The sequence below is a fragment of the Flagellimonas sp. genome (genome assembly GCF_965222555.1).
Classification (GTDB): domain Bacteria; phylum Bacteroidota; class Bacteroidia; order Flavobacteriales; family Flavobacteriaceae; genus Flagellimonas.
Window position 1 is genome coordinate 62,539 of sequence record NZ_CBDCUG010000002.1, and the last position, 16,798, is coordinate 79,336.

The following is a 16,798-nucleotide window of genomic DNA, read 5'->3' on the forward strand; positions in this document are numbered from 1 at the left end:
TTAAGACCATGAAAAAAATAATCGTTCTTAATATCGTCTTGATGTTGGGCTTTCAATCTATGATTTCCCAAGAAGTCCCATCCAAGGAATGGCAGATAAAAACCGCTTTAATGGCTGTTCCCCAAGATTATAAGGAAGGGGCTAAAGTATACGGCTATAACTCCGAAGGAAAATTTACAACTTTAAAAGAAGGTACCAACGATTATATTGCCATCGCATCTGACCCCAAAAGGGAAAAATTTTCAACTGCAGCGTACCACAAAGATTTGGAGCCCTTTATGGCCAGGGGAAGGGAATTGCGAAAGCAAGGAAAAGATGGTCAGGAAATCTTCGATATCCGTGAGGAAGAGGTGAAATCTGGAAAGCTAAAAATGCCGGATAAAACAACCTTATGTGTATTTACCGGAACGGTTGATCCAGAAAGCAAAGAAATTGAAAACCCATATGTTCGCTATGTTTTCTATATTCCTTATGCCACAGGTGAATCCACTGGATTGCCCACAACCCCTACTCCACCAGGTCACGCTTGGATAATGAATCCGGGTACGCACAGAGCTCATATTATGATAACTCCACCAAAAAGTAATTGATATGAAACGGCTAACAAAAATTCTATTCGTTCTCCTATCTACAGTTCAACTGGCCACTTATGCCCAAGAGACCTTTGCGGTCAAGGGCTTTTGCGTAGCGGCTCCCCAACCTGAATCTCTGGATAATTTCATTGATTTTGCCAAGAATCAATTGGCTCCGAATGGCATAAACACTTTAGTCCTGCGCGTAGACTATAGGTATGCCTACGAATCAAGACCTGAACTCCGTGGAGAAAACCCTTTAAGTAAAGCACAGGTAAAGAAACTGGTAAATGCATGTAAAAGTCTGGGTATTGAAATTATTCCCCAGGTGAATCTTTTAGGACATCAAAGCTGGCATAGCAAAGCTACCAAATTGATAGAGGTGTATCCAGAATTTGATGAAACCCCAAATATTCAATTACCCGAAAAATATGAATGGCCCAATGATGATGGGCTTTACTGCAAAAGCTATTGTCCTTTGCATCCAGATGTACATGCCGTTGTATTCGATTTGGTAGATGAAATAACCGAAGTTTTTGAGGCCAAGGCCTTTCACGCGGGAATGGATGAGGTTTTTTACCTTGCCCATGAAGATTGCCCTAGGTGTAACGGTCATGATCCTGCTGTGCTTTTTGCCAACGAAGTCCGTAAAATAAATGACCATCTACAGAAACAGAACAAGCGCCTGTGGATTTGGGGAGACAGGCTTATTGATGGAGCTGAGACTGGTATCGGGATGTGGGAAGCGAGCATGAATAACACCGCTAGAGCAATAGACATGATTCCCAAATCAGTGGTTATCTGTGATTGGCACTATGAAAAAGCATACCCCACCCCGGCGTTATTTGCCATGAAGGGGTTTGACGTAATTGCATGTCCATGGCGCAAACCGGGAGTAGCTCAGGAACAAGTGAGGATGATGGCCGATTTTAAGGTAAATTCCACAAAAAAAATGGCATCCCATTTTTTGGGAACCATGCACACCTACTGGTCTTCAGCTGAAAGATTTATGGAAGAGCTTAAAAACCCTCCCAAAAATGAAGGTGAAGAACACATCAGTGCAGTCGATACCTTTAAGGCAATGTGCAAGTCAATTGCCAAACTAGAACAAAGCAATTAGCTTGGGCTATTCAAAAAACATATCTTCAAAACAAAAACAATATGAGGGTTTTACTAATGGTCATTTTGACATCAGGTATAATGACTACTATTGACATTCAGGCACAGGATTGGCCCAACTTGCAAAAATATCAGGAGTCCAATTCAATGATGGATGCGCCAAAAGATGGTGAAAATAGGGTGGTGTTTATGGGAAACTCCATAACGGAAGGCTGGTCCGTGGCAAATCCAGAGTTTTTTGAAGGTAAACCTTATGTCAATCGAGGGATTAGTGGGCAGACCACACCTCAAATGCTTTTACGGTTTCGCCAGGATGTCATTGACCTACAGCCGAAGGTTGTATTGATTCTAGCCGGTACCAACGACATAGCTGGAAATACAGGTCCTATGTCCCTTGAACAAATCCATGATAATATTCTTTCCATGGTGGATCTTGCCAAAGCCAATGGTATCCACCCAATTATCTGCTCCGTAGTGCCTGCTTTTGACTATCCATGGCGCCCTGGCCTAGAACCCAACCTGAAAATTCCCAAGCTTAATGCCATGCTAAAAAAAACAGCAGAGAAACAAGAAATAGTTTATCTGGATTATTTCTCGGCTATGACAGATGAGCGTAACGGGCTTCCAAAAGAACTGGCAGAAGATGGTGTGCACCCTACCAAAAAAGGATATAAAATTATGGAAAGCCTTGTAGTAAAAGCTATTGCCAAGGCATTGTCAAAATAGTAAGGTACTTTTACCTTGAGAGTGAAATAAGAGCATTTCCGTATATTTGAATACCAAGCATAAAGGTCCCCGCAAAGTGATTCAAAGTGGAGTTGGTAAGCAACAAAGAAACTACAGTTGCTGTTTTGCCTTTTCAAATTTTAGGTGAAGCAGATAAATTAAGCCCTGTTATCCTAGGGTTTACGGAGGACCTTATTGTAAATTTCTCAAAATTTATAGGACTTTCGGTCATCTCTCAATATTCTTCATTGGGCATTTCCAGTATTTCAGATACATCTTCCATTTCCCAATTAGGAACGGACTATATCATAACAGGGAGTTTTAGGTCATTGGAAAAGGGTTTTAGAATTGGGATAAAACTGATTAGAACCCGGGACAATAAAGTCGTTTTTGCGGGTAATCATGATGAAAACCTCGAAACAATCTTACACACACAAGATACTGTTACCCAACAAATAGTAAATGTATTACAACAGCAAATCAATCATGATTTGCTCTCCTATTCCTATAAAAAGGAATCTGTTGATCTTGCGGCGTATGAAAACTGGCTATTGGGCATGAATCTTTTAAAAAAAGGTTCTGTGGAAAGTGATCTTAGGGCCAGAGCACATTTTGAGGCTGCTTTGCGAATAGATCCTCAATATGCTCGAGCCTACTCCGGGATTTCGCTATCCTACTTTAATGAATGGAGCTGTCAACTATGGGACCGTTGGGAAATAAGTCAAAAAGGGGCACATGAATATGCACTTAAGGCCATTGAACTGGATGAAAACGACTATATATCCCTAGCCGTATTAGGAAGAACATTTTTGTATTTGGGAGATTATGATAAATCGGAGCATTTCTTGAGAAAATCGCTTAGAATGAATCCTAACGATGCCGACAATCTTATTCTCATCGCATTTTGTTTGGTTTATTTGGGCCATGCCAAAGAAGCAGAAGCACTCTACCTTAAAGCCAAGAATCTAAACCCCTTGCACCCCGATGTATATTTTCCGCATGCTTCTTTTATTTATTTTGAGTTAGGGGATTATCAAAAATCGGTGGAGTTTGCTGAAAAAGTCTCGGATGCTTCTGTTTGGACGGATTTTTCGGCATATGTAGCTGCTGCCTATTACCATCTTTCCGAACCGGATAAGATGAATAGCTACTGGAAGAAATACTTGGAACTCTTCCAAAGGAATATCAACAAAGGAAAAGAACCCAACAACCAAGAGGCGCTTGAATGGCAAATAACCGTCAACCCCTATAAGGTGAAATCCCATTTGGAACCCTTTTGGGAATATATGGGCAGAAAAAAAACATTATCCCTTGATACAATTACGTCTACAAACGCTTCCATAAGCACTAAGGGAAGTTTTGTGAACACGGGAGAATTATGGGAACTGGATTATTCAGGGGAATCTGCATTACTTAAAGACTCGAAAGGCCTTCATGATATTGCCAAATTATTGGAACAGCCGGAAAAGCAAATTCATTGTGCCGAATTAATGGGTTCAGTTTTGGAAAGTGAGGGTGCCGACGTGATAGATGGTAAGGCCATGAAGGACTATAAATCCAAAATTCAGGCGCTACAATCAGATATTCTTGATGCGGAAGAAATGGGGCATACTTCCAAAGCTGAAGAATTTAGGACAGCATACGAAACGCTGCTCAACCATCTCTCACAGGTTACGGGGATGTCAAATAAAACCAGAAAAACAGGTTCCTCATTGGAAAAAGCCAGATCGGCGGTTACCTGGAGAATACGTAGTTCAATAAAAAAAATTGAGAAAGTACACCCCAAATTGGCCAAACACCTGACAAATTCCATAAAAACAGGGACTTTTTGCAGTTATGTTCCGGAGTCGCCCCATGCGTGGAGCATTTAACAACTTACAAAGCTCCCTCACATTGTAAGGCAAAAACTTTTGCCTATATAAGTGAAAACATGATCTAACATTTTAAAAAGTAAAAATGGAAACTATTTTACAGAATTTACCAAACCCTTGGGAGGTACTTATTGACCCAATATCACTTATTGTATTGGGCATGTACGGGGTATTAATGGTATGGGAGGCCGTTTTTCCGGCCAGAAAGCTCCCAAAAATGAAATTTTGGAAACTAAGAGGACTTACCTCCTTTGCAGTTTTCTTTTATTTATCCACTTATTTCCCACTTATTTGGGATACGTACCTAGTGGAGTACCAAATTTTTGATCTAACCGCCTTGGGTGCCGGATGGGGTGCTTTTGTGGGTGTCATGATCTATGAATTTGGCCTTTACATCTGGCATAGGAGTATGCACAAGAATGATAGACTTTGGAAGATATTCCACCAGATGCACCACAGTGCAGAGCGCATGGACAGTTATGGAGCATTTTATTTTAGCCCCATGGACATGATCGGGTTTACCTTTTTGGGGAGTCTATGTTTGGTTGTTGTTGCCGGTTTCACTCCTGAAGCGAGTACTTTGTTTATCTTGATTACCACTTTTCTGGGAATCTTCCAGCACAGTAACATCAAGACCCCGGCTTGGATCGGATATATTATCCAAAGACCAGAAGCACATACAGTGCATCATGCCAAGGGAGTCCATGCCTACAATTACTCCGATATTCCACTTTTTGATATCATCTTTGGAACCTTTAAAAACCCAAAAGGTTATGAAAATGAGACCGGATTCTATCATGGAGCATCGGCTAAGGTCTGGGATATGCTAACTTTTAAGGATATCAACAAAAAAGAAACTGCATAAAACAAGCTGTACAAATGTCCTGTTCCAATCCAAATCAATGGTATAAAAAACCAATCACCAATCATTCAGAATTGAGCGATGTCCAATTTGAAAACTTGTTTGAAAAAGGAGACCTCCCCCCTTCGCTTTTTGATCATGAAGCGCATTTAAGATTGGCTTGGTTGTATATCACTAAATATGGAGAAAAAGGTGCTGTGGACAAATCTTGTTCAGAAATTAGGCAGTTTGATAAACTACATGGCGATGGAACCAAGTTCAACACAACAGTGACCATAGCCGCGGTCAAAACGGTTCAGCATTTTATGAAAAAATCAAATGCAGATGATTTTTATGGGTTCATCAAAGAATTTCCACGGTTGAAGCATGCGTTTAAGGCGTTATTGGACCAACATTATGCCTTTGACATATTTTCCAACGAAAGGGCAAGAACCAGTTATATGGAACCCGATATCCAGCCTTTTGATTAATTTGGATGTATACCTTGGGATTTTGTTTACTTTGCACAATGCAAAACCCCAAGGTCAGCATCCTTATTCCATTTAAGAACACTGCTCATTTTCTTCCAGAGTGTTTAGATTCCATATTGAATCAGAGTTATGTCCATTGGGAAGTGTTGGCCGTTAATGACCATTCAGATGACGAAAGTTTTGAACTACTTTCAGCGTATTCCCAAAAAGATTCAAGAATAAAAGTGTTCACCAATGAAGGTGAAGGTATCATTCCCGCTCTTCGCACTGCCTATGCCAATTCCACAGGAAATTTTGTTACCCGCATGGATTCTGATGACATAATGGAACCCAATCGATTACAATTCATGTGGGATGTACTTATTAAAAATGGTAAGGGACATGTAGCCGTAGGTCAGGTAAAATATTTTTCGGACAGAGGTATCAGCAATGGATATGAACGATATGAGGCTTGGTTAAATGAATTGACTTCAACCGGTAAAAATTATTCGGAAATCTATAAAGAATGCGTAATCCCCTCTCCATGCTGGATGACCTATCGAGAGGATTTTGAGTTTTGTGGTGCATTTAAGCCAAACAGATATCCTGAAGATTATGATCTTACCTTTCGGTTTTATGAAAAGGGCTTAAAGATAATTCCATGTTCGGAAATCTTGCATTTATGGCGTGATTATGACAGTCGTACTTCACGAACGCATGAGCACTATGCCCAAAATTACTTTTTGGATATAAAACTTCATTATTTTTTAAAATTGGATTATGATGAAAGTCGCCCATTGGTCATTTGGGGAGCTGGATTCAAAGGAAAAACCATTGCTAAAAGTCTTGTTTCCAAGAACATTGATTTCAACTGGCTATGTGATAACCCCCAAAAGATTGGCAAGAAGATATATGGTAAGGAATTGATTCACTTTACTGCATTGGAAAGTATAGAAAATCCGCAGAGTATTGTTACGGTAGCGAATGAAATTGCCCAACAAGAAATCAGAGCTTTCTTTTCTGGATTGGAACAAGAGCCCATGCTGGATTATTTTTTCTTTTGTTGAATTCAATGGACAATAATCAATCCCTAATTGCTGTCAACTAAATTATCAAAGTCTTAACAGCCAAAATCTAATAACAAAACTGTTTTAATCCCTATATTTGTCCAATCAAAGTTGGGAATGCAATTCAAACATCCGGAAATCCTTTGGGCCTTAGCACTTCTTATCATTCCCATTTTAATACATCTTTTTCAACTTCGCAGGTTTAAAAAAACACCGTTCACCAATGTGGCAATGCTACAAAAAGTGATTGCTGAATCCAGAAAAAGCAATACACTTAAAAAATGGCTGTTACTCCTAACAAGATTGGCACTATTGGCCTGCATTATAGTTGCATTTGCTCAGCCTTTTTCTGCTTCAACAACAGCTTTGCAAGAGAAGGAAACCGTTGTATACCTAGATGATTCTTTCAGCATGCAGGCGAAAAGCAATGGATTGTCATTGTTAGAGAAATCTACCCAAGAGCTGATAAAAAATATTGACCCTGAAAGTGTTTTTAGCCTTTTTACCAATGAGAAAACTTTTCTGAACGTAACAATCAAGGATATTCAAAATGATCTATTGTCACTGCCCTATTCCCACAAACAATTGAATCTTGATGAAATTCAATTAAAGGCAGCTTCCCTGTTTTCCAGAACGGGTAATAGCAACAAGAACTTGATCTTAGTTTCTGATTTTCAAGAAAGAATAGCTTCTTCCAATTATGAAAGGGATTCAATAGTCAATACATATTTTGTTCCCCTACATCCTAAGACAGCGGAAAATGTTTCCATTGATTCGGTGAGCCTTCAAGTCAACCCAACGGAACAATCCAAACTTTCCGTGTTTCTTTCAGGTGAAGCTAATGCAGGGAATTTGCCCATATCATTATACAATGATGAAACGCTGATTGCCAAAAGTTCGGCAAGTTTTAAAGTAAGCGGTTCTTCGGAAGTAGTGTTCTCTGTTCCTTCCAATCAAGAAATAAACGGCCGCTTGCATATTGTTGATAATGGTTTGGCGTATGATAACCAGTTCTTTTTCAACATCAACAAAAAGGAAAAAATAAAGGTTTTGGCGGTGAGCGATTCCAACGGTGATTACCTGAAACGCTTGTTTACTCCGGACGAGTTCATTTTCAATAGCTATACCCCGTCACAACTTGATTATAGTGCCCTGGACAAGCAGAATGTCGTGATTCTTAATAATTTGAAATCCATTCCCAACAGCTTGCAAAAAGTGCTTCGCACCTTTAAACAAAATGGAGGGACGGTAATTATTGTTCCGTCCATGGAAAGTGATTTGGTGTCGTACAATCAATTTTTATCAGGATTCTTTGCTTCGGGTTACTTGGAAAAAAGCAGCGTTAGCAAAAAAGTGACCTCTATAGCCTTTCAGCATCCTATATATAGCAATGTTTTTGAAAAAGAGGTTTCCAATTTCCAATATCCAACCGTCAATGAGTACTTCAAAATACGATCAAGAGCACCCATATTACTTTCTTTGGATGGAAATGATCCCTTTTTGTGCGGTATTGATGGGTTTTACTTTTTTACCACATCTCTGGAGACAGAAAACTCCAATTTTAAAAATTCACCTTTGATTGTGCCCACATTCTATAATATGGCGGCTTTCGGTCTTAAGGCATCCGATGCTTATCATATATTGGGCAAACCCACTACTGTTGATATTCCCATTACGCTTGGTAACAATGCTATTCTTAATCTATCCAAAGAAGAGTATGAGTTTATACCATTGCAACAAAATTTTCCGAACAAAGTAAGGCTTACTTTTGATGAAAATCCTACTATGGATGGTATTTATGGTATTAATAATGGTGATGAAAGACTTGGTAATATCAGTTTTAATTTTCCAAGGGACGAGAGCAAACTCAGCTATATGGATATTGAAAATATACCCAATGTCAACTCACAGGATACCATTGCTTTACTTTTTGAACATTTGGAAGAGGAGCGCAGTATTACTGCTTATTGGAAATGGTTTGTTATTTTAGCACTGTTTCTGATTCTTGTGGAAGTAATCATTCAAAAATTCGTTACATGAACATTCTGCTGAAGTCCGCAAAAATAGTATGCTCGGAAAATAAAGCGTTACATCTAAAAAAGCGGGATATTCTCATAAAAAAGGGGATTATTGAAAAGATTGCCTCATCCGTTGACCTACCTTCCAACACTAAATTGGTAAATCATAAAAACCTCCATGTTTCTTTAGGCTGGTTTGATAGTGGCGTGAGTTTTGGGGAGCCTGGATTTGAAGAAAGGGAAACCATTGCCAACGGATTGCATGTAGCCAGTAACAGCGGTTTTACGGATGTTGTTCTAAATCCAAATACCAATCCACTACCTGATACCAGTTCCGATGTTGTCTTTTTAAAGGACAGAGCCAAAGGAAATAGCACCAATTTGCATCCGCTGGGAAGTTTGACCGTGAATTCCGAAGGAAAAGATCTTGCAGAACTTTTCGATATGAAAAATGCAGGAGCCGTAGCTTTCTATGATTTTAAAAAGCAGATTTCCAATCCAAACCTGTTAAAAATAGCATTGTTATATGCTCAAAATTTTGATGGTTTGGTCTTTTCGTATCCTCAAGATGGTCAAATACAGGGGAAAGGTATCGTTCATGAAGGAGAGGTTTCTACTTTAATGGGATTAAAGGGAATACCAGCTTTGGCGGAAGAACTTCAAATATCACGAGATCTGTTCATTTTGGAATATACAGAAGGGAAATTGCATATTCCAACGGTTTCAACAGCTAATTCCGTAAAATTGATTGCCGCCGCCAAAAAGAAAGGACTGAACGTAAGCTGTAGTGTAGCGATACATAATTTAATCTTTACGGATGAAAATTTAAAAGGTTTTGACAGCAACTTTAAGGTTTCGCCGCCTTTGCGTGGCAAATCCGATACCAAGGCCCTTATTAAAGGATTAAAGGATGGAACTGTGGATTTTGTTACAACCGATCATTTGCCCATTGATATTGAAGAAAAAAGGGTTGAATTTGATAATGCCGTTGATGGGACCATCGGATTGGAATCGGCCTTTGGAAGTTTAAACCAGATTTTTGGTTTAGAAGATACCATTGCTTTATTGACCAAGGGTCGTGAACGCTTTGGATTGGAATCTCCTATTTTTAAAGAGGGTGAAAAAGCTTGTTTAACACTATTTGACCCTTCTGAAGAAATGACATTTACTATGGATTCCATTTTATCCACATCCAAGAACAGCATGTTTTTAGAATCCCAATTAAAAGGAAAAGTTTTTGGGATCATCAATAACGATCAAATTTCAATTTAAGTTTTGAGTGAATCAAAATCAGGAAAAACAACCGCAATAGTTTCATACATTACCATTGTTGGATGTTTGATAGCTATTACCATGAATATTGAACCCAAAAGTGCTTTTGCACGTTTTCATATCCGTCAGGCATTTGGAATTCATTTGCTGTACCATTCCTTTGCCTTTTTCCTGAACTATTCAGCAGTAGATTCAGGGTGGATGGTCCTTTATGCGGTATACCTGTTCTGTTTAATATATGGGTTGCAAGGAGCCATCAGGCAAAAAAAGCAATTGCTGCCTATCTTGGGACCTTATTTTCAAAAATGGTTTACCTTTATTCCATAATTTAGAACGATGTCCCCCACCCCATTATCCCTTGAATATTTAATACGTCCGTCTACAATACAATCTGGTAAAAAACCAGTAGTTTTCATGTTCCACGGCTACGGAAGCAATGAGGAAGATTTGTTTTCGTTTGCTTCAGAGCTTCCAGAGGAGTTGGTAGTGATCTCAGTTAGGGCTCCCTATGATTTAGACCCCTTCGGTCATGCGTGGTATGCCATAAATTTTGATGCTGAATATGGAAAATGGAGTGATGATAAACAGGCAATCGAATCCCGGGATAAGATAAAACACTTCATTGGAGAAGCTTGCACGGCACACGATTTGGATGAGGAAAACATAACACTTTTGGGCTTTAGCCAAGGGACCATACTCAGTTATGCCGTAGCACTTTCATTTCCGGAAAAAATAAAAAATGTAATCGCGCTCAGTGGGTATATCAACGAGAACATTCTTCAAAAAGGATATGAAAGTAAGGACTTTGGTCAACTGAGTATTTATACTTCACATGGTCAGGTTGATCAGGTCATTCCCGTGGAATGGGCTCAAAAAACACCCGACTTTCTAAAAAAACTAAATGTCCAACATGTTTATGAGGAGTTTCCCGTTGGGCATGGCGTGTCCCCTCAAAACTTCTATTCTTTTAAAGAATGGTTGATCAAGCATATTTAATTGCTCCGTGTATATAAAAGGTGATCCATTAGGGTGAAATCCACTCCCAAATCATCCTTAAGCTCGTATTTAATGACCAGGTCTCCCCAATATTTGCCATCGGAAAAATCGGCCAACAACCATTTATGGTTTAGTATTTTGATTTTGTTGATTTTAAAATCGCTTTCCATACCATCATAAGGCACCAATGGGTTGTTTCCTTTTTTTTCGTTGGTTTCCAAAAGTTTATCCTCAATATATCTAACCGGGTCCTTTAGATTTAGGTGATCATAATACGCCAAGGCATCATCATTGTTCTCCAGGGAGAAATATTGGATATCCAATATTTTCAATTGCGACTGCTGCAAAGAGTCCTTTAAACCTGTTATCTCTTTTTCTAGTTTTTCAACATTGGTATTCAAACTATTTTGCATATTGTTCGCACTTATAAATTGGTACAAAACAATCAACGCGGCAAAAACAAATAGATAAAGGAAAATTTTACTTTTCATGTTATTAAATTTTCAGTTGCAAATTATCATAGGCCAAAAAGATGTTATCCGGAAGTTCTTTTTCCACTTCTTCATGAAAACCCAACAAATAGCTTATATGTGTAAAATAGGTCTTCTCCGCCCCTATTTTTTGTGCAAAGGTAATGGCTTCTTCCAAATTAAAATGTGATTGGTGCGGTTGCTGACGTAGCGCATTGACCACCAATATCTTTGCTCCCATGATTTTTTTTATCTGGTCTTCATCCACACGTTTTACATCTGTCAGATATACAAAATCACCAAAACGATATCCGAATACCCGTACTTTGTCATGGTGTGCCTCAATGGGAACCACTTCAATATCACCTAGCACAATGGACTTGTCCTTTTCAACTGTATTCACTTCCACAGCAGGAGCACCTGGATATCTATTTTCGTTTGCAAAAACGTAATCAAAGCGTTGTTTAAGGGAATCTATTACTTTTTCACTGGCATATATGGGAATATTGCCCTGCCTAAAGAAAAAGGGACGAATATCATCCAATCCTATGGTATGGTCTGTATGCTCATGCGTGAACAGTATTCCGTCCAATCTTGATATTGGGTTGGCAAGCATTTGCTGCCTAAAATCAGGGCCACAGTCTATGACGTAATTATAATCTTTCCAAGATATTAAAACAGAAACACGAAGCCGCTTATCTTTTGGGTCACTGCTTAAGCAGACTGGATGATCGCTGCCAATTACAGGAATACCCTGTGAGGTTCCGGTTCCCAGAAAAGTAATGGTCATCACATCATCCATTAAATTCAAAATTATAACTTATTTATTTAATAGATTTGATGAAGAGTGTAACTTTGTCTTTATAAAATTCAGGCTATGTCCACTGCATCCAGCAATAAAAATGCTTTTGAAAATATTCCTTCAATAAAGGCAAAAACGCTAAGAATAAATCTTAATCCAAATATCTATGGAACCTTCGCCGAAATAGGTGCAGGTCAAGAAACAGCCAGACAATTTTTTAGAGCTGGTGGTGCTTCTGGCACCATTGCTAAGGCTATGAGCGCCTATGATAAATCCTTTAGTGATGCTATTTATGGTTCTGAAAAAGATGGTAGATATGTAACCCAGGCCAGATTAAAAACCATGTTGGAGCATGAAATGCGCTTGGTGGAGGAGCGGATAAGCCGTAAAAACAATCCTGACTACCTGTTTTTTTCTTATGCCAATACAGTGGCCACGATAGATTTTTCTAAGCGATACAAAGGGCATGGCTGGATTGGTATTCGGTTCCAGTTAGATCCCGAGCAAAAAGAGTATGATGAAATTGTACTCCATGTTCGCTTTAAGCAGAATGAAGCTCGTTTACAGCAGGAAACCCTTGGAACGCTTGGGGTAAACCTTATCTATGGAGCGTTTTTCAAATATCATAAACCAAAAAAGCTCCTAAAATATTTATACGATCACATTGACAAGGATACCATTGAAATTGATATGATCAATTTTACGGGACCTAATTTCAAGGATGTTGATAATAGACTGATGAGCCTTCAGCTTATTAGAAATGACATGACCGATGCGGTGATGTTTGGTCCTGATGGGAACAATCTATTACCAGCCGCAGTGCTTTACAAAAAGAACATTTTGGCATTGCGAGGTAGTTTTAGGCCAGTGACCAAGGTAAACATGGACATGTTCCAAAAATCGTATGACATTTTTATACGGGAACAGACGGTTGAATACGAAAATACCATAGTTGTTTTTGAAATTACGCTCTCCAACTTAAAGGCTGCCGGTGAAATTGATGAGCGGGATTTTATGGATCGGGCTGAACTTCTGTGTTCTCTGGGACATACGGTATTGATTTCCAATTTTCAGGAATATTACAAATTGGTAGAGTATTTCAATAATTACACCAAGGCCAAAATTGGATTGACCATGGGAGTCAACAATTTGGTTGACATTTTTGATGAAAAGTACTACCGGGATTTAAGTGGAGGCATCTTGGAAGCCTTTGGAAAATTGTTCTTCAAGGATTTAAAAGTTTACCTGTACCCAATGAAAGATGCGGCTACTGGACAAATCATGACCAGCAACAATGTGAAGGTGCACCCACGTATGAAGGAATTGTACAAGTTCTTTAAATACAATGGCAAGGTGATGGATATTATTGATTACGATCCAGATGTCATGAACATTTTCTCAAGGGATGTTCTAAAAAAGATTACCAAAGGTGAAGATGGTTGGGAAGAAATGTTGCCTGAAGGGATTGCTGGAATGATCAAAGAAAAACAGTTGTTCGCCAAAAAAGCACAGCCAAAAAAAGAGGAAGAGGTTAAAGGGTAAACCGGTATTCCATTCCTAAAAAACCTGGTTATTCTGCCAATAATAGTTTACCAAAAGATGTTGGGACGTGAAAATCTGGGTCTTCTGTTTTTGGGTCTACCCAGGTAATCCATTTAAAATCCCCATCTGGGTTTTCAGCATCCGGTAACAAATCTGTATCTGCTCGAAAAATTCCTGCTTCCAATACGTTGTTGACAATCAGCCCTAAATCTTCCAAAGATTCTTTACTGATCATCATATCCAATCTATATCCACCATCCAAAATAGTTCCTTTGGTAAACAGGTGGCCCTTAGGCCATGTCCAATCATCATCAAATTGTCTATAATGGGTAGCGGAGAAATCCAATATAGCTCCATTAGGGTCTACCTCCAAGCAATAATAATTTTTAAGGCCAACATCCTTTCTTAAAAAAATTTCAACCCTATCAGATCTAACAATATCCCGTTTTCTCTTATAATCATCGTAAATAATTAGATTGGTGTCCTTTACGTCATATCTCAGGTATAGATATTTATCAGAATGCAAGGCCTTAAAACTTGTTTCCTGCATTGGCTCCGTTCTCCATGGCTGTGAGAAATCTGTTAGCGGAATTGCTTTTTCCCATTGCTCTTCAGTCAAAGGCACTATCGTTTCACCCTCATCCATTTGGGTTTTTAAAACGGTATAGGTTTTCATATCATCACTCATTTTACTTTCAAAAAAACAAAAACTGGAAACTGTTGCTATAATATAAAGAACTATGTTTTTCATGGTAATGCTACAAGTTTATCATACTTCAATATGTTGAGCAAAACCAATACTCATTAAGCTTCGTCCAAAATTTGTTGCGCATGATCTTTGGTCTTTACTTTGTCTATTACCTTCTCCACTACACCATCTTCATCAATAATAAAGGTTTTACGGTGGATGCCATCAAACACGCGACCCATAAATTTCTTTGGTCCCCAAACGCCAAATGTCTCAATAACAGTATGGTCTTCATCGGCCAGTAACGGAAATTGAAAATTATATTTGTTTCTAAAGTTTGTCTGTTTTTTTGGAGAATCGGCGCTCACGCCCAAAAGTTCATATCCCTGCTCTTGCAATACTTCATAATTGTCCCTTAAATTACATGCCTCAACGGTGCAACCGGGCGTATTTGCCCTCGGATAGAAAAAGACCACCAGCTTTTTTCCTTTGTAATCACTAAGATTTATAGCATTCCCATCTTGGTCTATTGAAGAAAATTCAGGTACTTTATCACCTACTTTTAGCGTATTCATGTATTTTCAAGCTTTTAAAAAATTTATTCAAAGCTAACTTAATATGACGAAACAAGACAAGGTAAATTTCACACTGAAGACATTGGATGAAATTTATCCCACAATTCCAATTCCCTTGGACCATAAAGACCCCTATACCTTGTTGATTGCGGTATTATTATCGGCACAAAGTACGGATGTCAGGGTCAACCAAATAACTCCGCTCCTATTTGCAAAGGCTGATAATCCCTATGATATGGTCAAACTCAGTGTGGATGAAATTAGGGAGGTCATAAAGCCCGTTGGTCTATCACCAATGAAATCGAAGGGAATATATGGGCTATCCAAAATTTTGATTGAAAAATATAATGGAGAAGTCCCAAAGGAGATTGAACTGTTGGAAGAATTACCAGCTGTAGGCCATAAAACGGCTAGTGTTGTGGTGTCCCAAGCTTTTGGCATTCCTGCTTTTCCTGTGGACACGCACATCCATAGGCTCATGTACCGTTGGGGATTCAGTAATGGCAAAAATGTGGTTCAGACCGAAAAAGATGCCAAACGTCTTTTCCCAAAAGAGGTTTGGAACAAATTGCATTTACAGATTATTTGGTACGGGAGGGAATATTCACCAGCGAGGGGCTGGAACCTGGAAAAGGACATTATAACCCAAACTATTGGAAGAAAAACAGTTCTGAACGAATATCATAAAAACAAAAAGAGCCGCAATTAGCGGCTCTTTTTCGTGTTTTCTTGAAGCTCTTAATTTAAGGTAACTTCAAATTTGTGTCGTTTGTAATCAACTACTTGAATCGATTTAGAGTAGCTAAGCAAGAAATCAATGGTTTCTCGTCTAGCTTTTACCGTTTTTACGGTTTCTTGTTCTTCAGAGTAAATGTTTTCCATATTCTAGCATTAATGTTACAATTAGATAACGCCGCTAAAATGGAAATATTGCTGTGTTCGATGGAATACCGATTAATTCGTTAAAACGATATTATTACGTTCCACTATTTTTCTAAGGTTAATGAGCGCGTAACGCATTCTTCCCAATGCCGTATTGATGCTAACCCCAGTGTTTTCGGATATTTCCTTAAAACTCATATCCTTATAGATTCGCATGATCAATACTTCTTTTTGATCTTCAGGTAATTCCTCGATCAAAAGTGTTAAATCGCTATCAATCTGATTTTTTATGATCTGTTTTTCAGCATTTAGCTTTTCATCCTTGATAACAGAGAAGATGTTGAAGTCATCGCTACCCTCAAACTTGGGCATCCTCTTGTTTTTACGGAAATGGTCTATAATAAGGTTGTGCGCTATTCGCATTACCCATGGCAAAAACTTGCCTTCCTCACTATAAGAACCCCTTTTTAATGTTTTAATTACTTTAATAAAAGTATCTTGGAAGATGTCCTCTGCAACATCCCTGTCCATTACTTTAGAATAAATAAAACTGGAAATTCTTTGGTTATGCCTGTTGATAAGTGCCTCTAAGGATTTCTCATCTCCGGCAATGTAATTCTTTACTAATATCGAGTCGTCAATCTGTAGTTCCATACAAATTACTTTTTTGGTTAAAATTAGTAGCCATCCTTTACCAAGAAGGGCTAGAGTTGTAAGCTTAATTTTAAAAAAGTAATTATTTCTGTATAGGCCTATCAGCTTTTTAATTACACATCAAATATAGAAAAACAGCATGCCCGTAAAAAAACAATGTTGTGATTTGGGCATTTTCCGATGTTAACTGATACAATATACGTATTAAGTGCGGTGTAGCGTATCTTTGAAAC

Annotated in this window: 19 protein-coding genes; 13 read left to right on the top strand and 6 right to left on the bottom strand. The window is 38.6% G+C overall.

From position 1 onward, the window contains the following. Positions 1 to 8: 8 nt before the first annotated feature. From ACOQO1_RS02795 to ACOQO1_RS02845, 11 genes are all read left to right on the top strand, one after another. Complete coding sequence (locus ACOQO1_RS02795) at positions 9 to 590, top strand: hypothetical protein (RefSeq protein ID WP_420601340.1); 582 nt, start codon at positions 9 to 11, stop codon at positions 588 to 590. Position 591: 1 nt separating this feature from the next. Beyond that, on the top strand, positions 592 to 1,692 hold the full coding sequence (locus ACOQO1_RS02800; RefSeq protein ID WP_420601341.1) for a family 20 glycosylhydrolase: 1,101 nt from the start codon (positions 592 to 594) through the stop codon (positions 1,690 to 1,692). A gap of 41 nt (positions 1,693 to 1,733) precedes the next feature. Beyond that, positions 1,734 to 2,417 carry an SGNH/GDSL hydrolase family protein gene (locus ACOQO1_RS02805; protein WP_420601342.1) on the top strand — a complete coding sequence of 228 codons (684 nt, stop codon included), beginning with the start codon at positions 1,734 to 1,736 and terminating at the stop codon, positions 2,415 to 2,417. Between the two features lie 86 nt (positions 2,418 to 2,503). Continuing rightward, positions 2,504 to 4,288: a tetratricopeptide repeat protein gene (locus tag ACOQO1_RS02810; protein WP_420601343.1), complete on the top strand. Its 1,785-nt coding sequence runs from the start codon at positions 2,504 to 2,506 to the stop codon at positions 4,286 to 4,288. Positions 4,289 to 4,373: 85 nt separating this feature from the next. Beyond that, positions 4,374 to 5,153: a sterol desaturase family protein gene (locus ACOQO1_RS02815; protein WP_420601344.1), complete on the top strand. Its 780-nt coding sequence runs from the start codon at positions 4,374 to 4,376 to the stop codon at positions 5,151 to 5,153. A 14-nt stretch (positions 5,154 to 5,167) separates the two neighbouring features. Continuing rightward, complete coding sequence (locus ACOQO1_RS02820; protein ID WP_420601345.1) at positions 5,168 to 5,620, top strand: hypothetical protein; 453 nt, start codon at positions 5,168 to 5,170, stop codon at positions 5,618 to 5,620. 38 nt (positions 5,621 to 5,658) lie between these two features. Continuing rightward, a complete protein-coding gene (locus tag ACOQO1_RS02825) occupies positions 5,659 to 6,666 on the top strand; it encodes a glycosyltransferase family 2 protein (protein ID WP_420601346.1) in 1,008 nt (335 codons plus the stop codon). A gap of 117 nt (positions 6,667 to 6,783) precedes the next feature. Next, positions 6,784 to 8,706: a BatA domain-containing protein gene (locus ACOQO1_RS02830; RefSeq protein WP_420601347.1), complete on the top strand. Its 1,923-nt coding sequence runs from the start codon at positions 6,784 to 6,786 to the stop codon at positions 8,704 to 8,706. Continuing rightward, on the top strand, positions 8,703 to 9,956 hold the full coding sequence (locus ACOQO1_RS02835; RefSeq protein WP_420601348.1) for a dihydroorotase: 1,254 nt from the start codon (positions 8,703 to 8,705) through the stop codon (positions 9,954 to 9,956). The genes ACOQO1_RS02830 and ACOQO1_RS02835 overlap by 4 nt, the downstream gene beginning before the upstream one ends. Before the next feature lie 3 nt (positions 9,957 to 9,959). After that, positions 9,960 to 10,283 carry a hypothetical protein gene (locus tag ACOQO1_RS02840; protein ID WP_420601349.1) on the top strand — a complete coding sequence of 108 codons (324 nt, stop codon included), beginning with the start codon at positions 9,960 to 9,962 and terminating at the stop codon, positions 10,281 to 10,283. 9 nt (positions 10,284 to 10,292) lie between these two features. Then, complete coding sequence (locus tag ACOQO1_RS02845; RefSeq protein ID WP_420601350.1) at positions 10,293 to 10,952, top strand: alpha/beta hydrolase; 660 nt, start codon at positions 10,293 to 10,295, stop codon at positions 10,950 to 10,952. On the opposite strand, the gene ACOQO1_RS02850 is transcribed toward ACOQO1_RS02845, so the two are convergent. Next, the gene (locus tag ACOQO1_RS02850; protein WP_420601351.1) at positions 10,949 to 11,443 is read right to left on the bottom strand and encodes a hydrolase; all 495 of its coding nucleotides are present in this window, start codon (positions 11,441 to 11,443) and stop codon (positions 10,949 to 10,951) included. The genes ACOQO1_RS02845 and ACOQO1_RS02850 overlap by 4 nt on opposite strands. Before the next feature lie 4 nt (positions 11,444 to 11,447). Beyond that, a complete protein-coding gene (locus tag ACOQO1_RS02855; RefSeq protein WP_420601476.1) occupies positions 11,448 to 12,212 on the bottom strand; it encodes an MBL fold metallo-hydrolase in 765 nt (254 codons plus the stop codon). 87 nt (positions 12,213 to 12,299) lie between these two features. On the opposite strand from ACOQO1_RS02855, the gene ACOQO1_RS02860 reads away from it, so the two are divergent. Next, positions 12,300 to 13,766: a TonB-dependent receptor gene (locus ACOQO1_RS02860; protein ID WP_420601352.1), complete on the top strand. Its 1,467-nt coding sequence runs from the start codon at positions 12,300 to 12,302 to the stop codon at positions 13,764 to 13,766. A gap of 28 nt (positions 13,767 to 13,794) precedes the next feature. Here the strand turns inward: ACOQO1_RS02860 and ACOQO1_RS02865 are convergent, their stop codons facing one another. Together ACOQO1_RS02865 and bcp are read right to left on the bottom strand one after the other, a co-directional pair. Beyond that, positions 13,795 to 14,517: a carbohydrate-binding family 9-like protein gene (locus ACOQO1_RS02865; protein ID WP_420601353.1), complete on the bottom strand. Its 723-nt coding sequence runs from the start codon at positions 14,515 to 14,517 to the stop codon at positions 13,795 to 13,797. 53 nt (positions 14,518 to 14,570) lie between these two features. Continuing rightward, positions 14,571 to 15,029: a thioredoxin-dependent thiol peroxidase gene (bcp, locus tag ACOQO1_RS02870; RefSeq protein ID WP_420601354.1), complete on the bottom strand. Its 459-nt coding sequence runs from the start codon at positions 15,027 to 15,029 to the stop codon at positions 14,571 to 14,573. Between the two features lie 43 nt (positions 15,030 to 15,072). Between bcp and ACOQO1_RS02875 the strand changes: the two genes are divergently transcribed. Further along, positions 15,073 to 15,738, top strand: a complete 666-nt coding sequence (locus ACOQO1_RS02875; protein WP_420601355.1) for an endonuclease III domain-containing protein — start codon at positions 15,073 to 15,075, stop codon at positions 15,736 to 15,738. Positions 15,739 to 15,767: 29 nt separating this feature from the next. Here the strand turns inward: ACOQO1_RS02875 and ACOQO1_RS02880 are convergent, their stop codons facing one another. Both ACOQO1_RS02880 and ACOQO1_RS02885 read right to left on the bottom strand, forming a co-directional pair. Next, positions 15,768 to 15,911, bottom strand: coding sequence for a hypothetical protein (locus ACOQO1_RS02880; RefSeq protein WP_420601356.1), 144 nt, complete (start codon positions 15,909 to 15,911; stop codon positions 15,768 to 15,770). Between the two features lie 72 nt (positions 15,912 to 15,983). Beyond that, positions 15,984 to 16,565: an RNA polymerase sigma factor gene (locus tag ACOQO1_RS02885; RefSeq protein WP_420601357.1), complete on the bottom strand. Its 582-nt coding sequence runs from the start codon at positions 16,563 to 16,565 to the stop codon at positions 15,984 to 15,986. Between the last annotated feature and the right edge of the window lie 233 nt (positions 16,566 to 16,798).